The 5908-nt window shown below is 74.7% G+C and carries 4 protein-coding genes; 2 read left to right on the plus strand and 2 right to left on the minus strand.

Annotated features, from left to right (window positions below):
* Nucleotides 1-137 precede the first annotated feature (137 nt).
* Nucleotides 138-1568 (plus strand): tetratricopeptide repeat protein, encoded by a 1431-nt coding sequence (locus tag C1A33_RS18530; protein WP_101832731.1) that lies wholly within the window; start codon nt 138-140, stop codon nt 1566-1568.
* 343 nt (nt 1569-1911) lie between these two features.
* Nucleotides 1912-3207, plus strand: coding sequence for a DUF2637 domain-containing protein (locus C1A33_RS36720; protein WP_243407700.1), 1296 nt, complete (start codon nt 1912-1914; stop codon nt 3205-3207).
* Nucleotides 3208-3552: 345 nt separating this feature from the next.
* On the opposite strand, the gene C1A33_RS18540 is transcribed toward C1A33_RS36720, so the two are convergent.
* Nucleotides 3553-5082, minus strand: coding sequence for a cobyric acid synthase (locus C1A33_RS18540; protein WP_101832732.1), 1530 nt, complete (start codon nt 5080-5082; stop codon nt 3553-3555).
* Between the two features lie 130 nt (nt 5083-5212).
* Nucleotides 5213-5908 (minus strand): cobalamin biosynthesis protein (locus C1A33_RS18545; protein WP_207770371.1); only part of this gene is annotated, 696 nt, incomplete at its 5' end.

The following is a 5908-nucleotide window of genomic DNA, read 5'->3' on the forward strand; positions in this document are numbered from 1 at the left end:
CCGCCACCGCCACCGCCACCGCCACCGCGAGGATCTTCTCGCCAGCCCGGTCCGCACACCCTGACCACGCCGCACCGCCGTGTCCGACCAGGCTCTTCCTCGGCAGCCCCTGGTGATCGCATTGCTATGATGCGGCCGTGGCGCCGCCGGAGAAGATTCGGATCTTCGTGGCCATGCCCTTCTCGTCGATGGGTACGCGGGCGTCCTGGGGCGAGGTCGAGGAGATTCGCCGGGACCTGTTCGACGTCGTGGCGGCGCACCTCTCCGACGAACTCGGCCGGCCCACCGAGCTGGTCATCGAGGACGAGAAGAAGATCAGCGCGCCCATTCACGACTCGATGTTCGGCGAGGCGTTCGACGCGGACGTCTACATCGCCGACCTCACCGGCGACAACCCGAACGTCTTCCTGGAGGTCGGGGTGCGCTGGGCGGTGCGCGACGGCGTCACCATCCTCGTCACACAGAACGCGGACCAGCATCCGCGGTTCAACGTGGGCAGCAACCGGATCATCCCCTACGGTTCGAGGCCGGCCGAGCTACGCCGGGCGATCGCGGCGATCGTCGCCGCGGCCAGCTACGGCCTGCGCCACGCCGACCACGTCGACAGCCCCGTGCGCCGTCACCGCCAGCACGTCACCCTCACCCGAGCGGAGCTCGACGATCTGCGCGGGCAGATCGCCCGGCTGCGCGGCCAGCAGGCCGAGGACCTGATCGAGCTCGCCCACCGTTCCCCCGGGCAGTCCATCGTCCTGCTCACCAAGGCCGTCGAGGCACATCCCAGCTTCCGCACCTACTTCGAGCTCGGCTGCGCGCTGCGGCGGACCGCCGCCACCGACGACGACTACGCGCGGGCCGCGCTGGCGCTGCGCAACGCCACCCAGCGCCAGCCGGACCACGCGCCGGCCTGGCGAGAGCTCGGCATCGCCCTGAGCCTGGGCGGTCGTCTCCTCGACGCGTCCGCCGCGTTCCAGGAGGCGGTGCGCATCGACCCGGCCGACGACGGCACCTGGTCGAACCTGGGCGGCCTGCTGCGTCGCCGCGCCCGGCAGGGCAGCGGCGTGTTCGACACCGCGTTGCTGCGCGAGGCACTCGGCGCCTACCGCAAGGCCATCTCGCTCGCCGGCAACGACACCTACCCCCGGCTGAACGAGGCCCGGATCCACCTGCTGCTGGCCGCCGAGAATCCCGGCGGCCACGACGCGGCCCGCGCCTCCTTCCGCCGGCTGGAACGGCTGTGCCGGTTCACCGCCGAGGACCTGCAGGCGACGTTGGACGACGGCGCGGTGCACCCGGCCCCGCTGCGGGAGGATCTGGCCTGGAAGCTGCTCGACCTCGCCGACTGCCTCATCCTGTCCGGCCGCGGCGACGAGGGGATCGAGGCGGTGCGGACGGCGATCGCCATGATGCCGCCCGCCAACCGCACGTCCTACCTGAGCTCGGCGATCGAACCGTGGCAGGACTTCCTGAGTGCCGGCGTCCTCGACGGCGACGAGACCCGCGCCGTCGCCCAGGCCGTCGAGCTCGCGTCCCAGGCGCGCGACGAGGCGGCCCCGCGCCTGTCCGCCTGACACCGCCACCCCGCGCACGGCGGGCCGGCCAGACCCCGCCGTCCGAGTCCGGGCAGCAGCGCGGCTGCGCGCCGCCGGCCCTGGTCGGGTGGGGTGACGGCCCCCGCCCGGGGTGCACCGCCCGGAGGTACCCGGTGCGCCAGCGCGGCCGACCCGTCGCGCGGCGCGGGTGCTCCGCGCCGCCGGAGCCCTGCCGATCGCGCAGACGTGCTGGTCCTCCACGGTCCGCACCCCCCTTCGGCGGAGATGTCCATCCCAGCCGCCCACCACGCGTCAACCGGAATTCGACCTGCTGCACTATGGGCGCGTCGCGGCTTTCGCGGCGCGGGGTTTGGAGGTCTGGATGGCCGACGGCCAGCTCGTTGACGGGGACCGATCGCGTCACGTCCGGGGCACCCGGGCGATCCGCACCACGACGGTGACGGCGGTGTCGATCGTGGCGGCGGTCGCGGCGTTCGCGTCCTACCGGCACATGCGCGCGGTCGCTCTGGAGCACGGCGAGGACGCGATGACCTCGGCGGTACTGCCGCTGAGCGTCGACGGCCTGATCGTGGCCGCGTCGATGACGATGCTCGCGGACCGTCGAGCCGGACGGGGGCGCGGCGGGCTGTCCTACCTGATGCTCGCCCTCGGCGCCTGCGCGTCCCTGGCGGCGAACATGCTGCACGCCGAGCCCAGCCTCGCCGCCCGGATCATCGCCGGGTGGCCGCCGCTGGCCCTGCTGGGTTCCTACGAACTGCTCATGCGCCAGATCCATCCGGACGCCGCCCCGCGGACTCTCCCCCGCCTCTCGATTCCCGGCCAGCGCCACCCGGTTCTTCCTACCCCACAGGCCCAGCCGGCCGCGCCGTCCCCCTCGGCCGACCCGGCCCCGCCGCCCACGGCCACGCTGCCTGCGGCGGACACCGTGTCCTCGCCAGCTGCCGTGTCCTCGCCGGCAACGCCGTCGTCGACTGCTCTGACGGCCGTTCCGACTCCGCTGTCTCCCTCCGCTCCGGCTCCGCTGTCTCCCTCGTCGGCAGGCGGTGTGCCGGCGTCATCCGTGCCGTCGGCCCCGCCGTCACAGGGTGCGACACCGGTGCTCTCGGCGCCGACCGCGGACGGTGCGCACGACGAGGCCCGCCGAGACGGCGCCGCGGGCCATGCCTCCCCGGACGACGCTTCCCCGGGCGACGCTTCCCCGGGCGACGCTTCCCCGGGCGACGTCGTGCCAGCTGGCGTCCCGGCGGCGGCGCCGGCTGGCCCGGTTACGCTCCCGGTGCCGTACGAGATCACCGAGGTCGATCATCTGGCCACCACCATCCCGCTGGCCACCCTCGCGCCTGGCGGCGAGCCGGGCGCCGGCTCGCCGGCGGCGGTGGTGTCCATGGATCCGACCGCGAAGCGCGCGGCGATCGTGCGGGCCCTTGGCGACGCGGGCGGATCCGCCACCGCCGCCGTCGCGATTCTTGCCACCCAGGGCATCACCGTCAGCAAGAGCTGGGTCTATCAGGTGCGCCGTGAGACCGCGCCCGCACAGCCCGCCCTCGCGCCGGGCGGCGAGCCTTCCTCCGGGGTAGCCGGCAAAGCGCTGCGCGGACGCCACCGTGGCCTCGCTCCCGACCACCGGCGCGCGGCCGCGTCCGTCGCCGCCAGCTGAGCGACCGCGCGGCGCCGCCACGGCCGCTGTCCGGCCCGGCGCGGATCCGCGGTTGGGTTCCGCGAGGATCCGTGGCGGACTTCCCCAGGGTGGGAAGCGGGCGCGGCGGACAGCGGCATCGTGTCGCGAACACCGCATGTCGTGTCCGTTTCGCCCCCCGGTTCGCGACACGGACTGCGGTGAAGTGGTCAGAACGCTGTCACGAGCCAGCTCGGGCGACGAGAGCGGAGATCCGCGGTTCGGGATCATCGGTGCCACTGACAGCCAGAGTTCTGCCGTCCCGTGTCTGCATGGCTTCCGGCGGCGGCGAGACGTCGTCAACAACGTTGATTATCTTGTCGGCGGTCAGGGGGCGCCCGGGGGGACGAAGGGGAGATCGGCGGGGGCGCCGTGGTCGAGGAGGTGGCGCAGGGCGGAGGTGTCGAGGTGGTCGGCGACCAGGTCGCCGAGGGCGTCGAGGCGCCGCGCGCGGACGTCGGCGAAGCAGGTGTCGGGGCCGGGGGTGAAGGCGCGCCCGGCGGCGGAGGCGACGGAGGTGAGGTAGGCGCGGCGGAAGGCGTCGTTCTCCAGCAGGCCGTGCCAGCTGGTGCCCGCCACGGCGCCGACGCGGACCCCGTCGGCGGCGAACGGCGCGGCGTGCGGGTGCTCGGCGACGGTGAGGCGACCGTGGCGGATCTCGTAGCCGCTGATCGGATGGCCGCCGTCGGCACTGGTGGCGTGACGGCGGCCGAGTAGCTTCGCGGGGTCGAAGGCGGTGGTGACGGGCAGCAGTCCGAGGCCCTCGACCTCGCCGGCGCCCGACTCGACCTCGTCGGTGATGCGGGTGCCGAGCATCTGGTAGCCACCGCAGATGCCGAGGATGGGACGGCCGGCGGCGGCGCGGGCGGCGAGGACGCCCGCGAGGCCGCGGCGGCGCAGCCAGGCGAGGTCGGAGACGGTCGCGCGGGTGCCGGGCAGCACGACCAGATCGGCGTCGGCGAGGTCGTCGGGTCGGGTGGCCAGGCGCACGACGACACCCGGTTCGGCGCGCACGGCGTCGAGGTCAGTCACGTTGGACAGCCGCGGCAGCCGGATCACGGCCACCCGCAGCGTCTCCCCCGACCCAGCGGGCGCCCCCGTGGGATCGCCGTCCGCTCCCCCGTCGGCGTAGCGGGCGAGGTCAAGGGAGTCCTCGACGTCGAGCCACAGGCCGGGGCGGAACGGGACGACGCCGTGCACCCGGCGGCCGGTGAGGCGTTCGATCTGGCGCAGGCCGGGGTCGAGCAGGCGCGGGTCGCCGCGGAACCGGTTGATCACGAATCCGGAGATGAGCGCCTGGTCGGCGGGGTCCAGCAGGGCGAGGGTGCCGAACAGGGCGGCGAACACCCCGCCCTTGTCGATGTCGCCGACGACGATGACCGGCAGGTTCGCCGCGCGGGCCAGGCCCATGTTGGCGATGTCGGTGTCGCGCAGGTTGATCTCCGCCGGGGAACCAGCGCCCTCGCAGATCACCGCGTCGAAGCGGGAGCGCAGGTCGTCGAGGCAGTCGAGCACCACCGCCGCGAGGGCCTTCTTGTGCGGGCGGTAGCCGAGCGCGTCCACCTCGGCGACCGGGCGGCCGAGCACGACCAGCTGGCTGCTGCGATCCGAGCCCGGCTTGAGCAACACCGGGTTCATCGCCGCCTCCGGCTCGACGCCGGCGGCCGCGGCCTGCATCGCCTGCGCCCGGCCGATCTCCGCGCCGTCGGCGGTCACCGTCGAGTTCAGCGCCATGTTCTGCGCCTTGAACGGCGCGACCCGCACCCCTTCGCGGGCGAGCCACCGGCAGATCCCCGCGGTCAGCACGCTCTTGCCGGCATCCGACGCCGTCCCGGCGACCAGCAGCCCCCCACCCATTCCCGTCGCACTCCCCTTCCCATGTCCGTGATCAGCCGTCCCGGGTGACGGAGCGGCCCGCCGGCTCCCGCACTCCCCCGGTTGCCGCACTCCCCCGGCTCCCGATCTCCCCGGTTGCCGCGCGGCTGCCTCAGCTCCGACGCGCGCGGTGGCCGCGGAACACCGCCCGGCGAGCCAGGGCGGCCGCGGCGGCGGCGAGCGGAGCGACGGCAAGCGCGGTGACGGCGAGACCGACCAGGCCGGTGGCGGCGGACAGCCGGGCGGCGCGGGCGACGTCGGCGGCGGCCGGGGGACGGCCGAAACCCAGCTCCGGACGGTGCTCCACCCGGTAGGGGTAGCGCAACTCGCCACCCAGGCGCAGGCCCAGCGCGCCGGCGAACGCCGCCTCGACCGGGCCGGCGTTGGGGCTGGGATGCGAGCGGCCGTCGCGGCGCATCACCCAGTAGGCGTCCACGGCGCTGCCACCGACCAGGGGCGCACACGCGCAGGCGGCCAGCGCGCACAGCCGTGCCGGCAGCAGGTTCGCCAGGTCGTCGAGGCGGGCCGCGGCCCAGCCGAAGCGTTCGTAGCGGTCGCTGTGATGGCCGATCATCGCGTCGAGGGTGTTCACCGCCCGGTAGCCGGCGAGGCCGGGCAGGCCGGCGAGCGCCCCCCACCACAGGGGGGCGACGACGGCGTCGCAGGTGTTCTCGGCGAGCGACTCGATGGCCGCGCGGGCCACCCCGGCGTCGTCGAGATGTGCCGGGTCGCGCCCGCACAGCGTGGGCAGCTGTGCACGGGCGCCGGCGAGGTCCCCGTCGCCCAGCCGGATACCGATCCCCCGCCC

Origin of the sequence: Frankia canadensis (genome assembly GCF_900197875.1) — a bacterium.
Classification (GTDB): Bacteria; Actinomycetota; Actinomycetes; order Frankiales; family Frankiaceae; genus Frankia; species Frankia canadensis.

Bases quoted from the DNA above. Each gene is read 5' to 3' on its own strand.
- C1A33_RS36720 (WP_243407700.1), top strand. From the start codon at position 1,912: ATGGCCGACGGCCAGCTCGTTGACGGGGACCGATCGCGTCACGTCCGG.
- C1A33_RS18540 (WP_101832732.1), bottom strand. From the start codon at position 5,082: ATGGGTGGGGGGCTGCTGGTCGCCGGGACGGCGTCGGATGCCGGCAAG.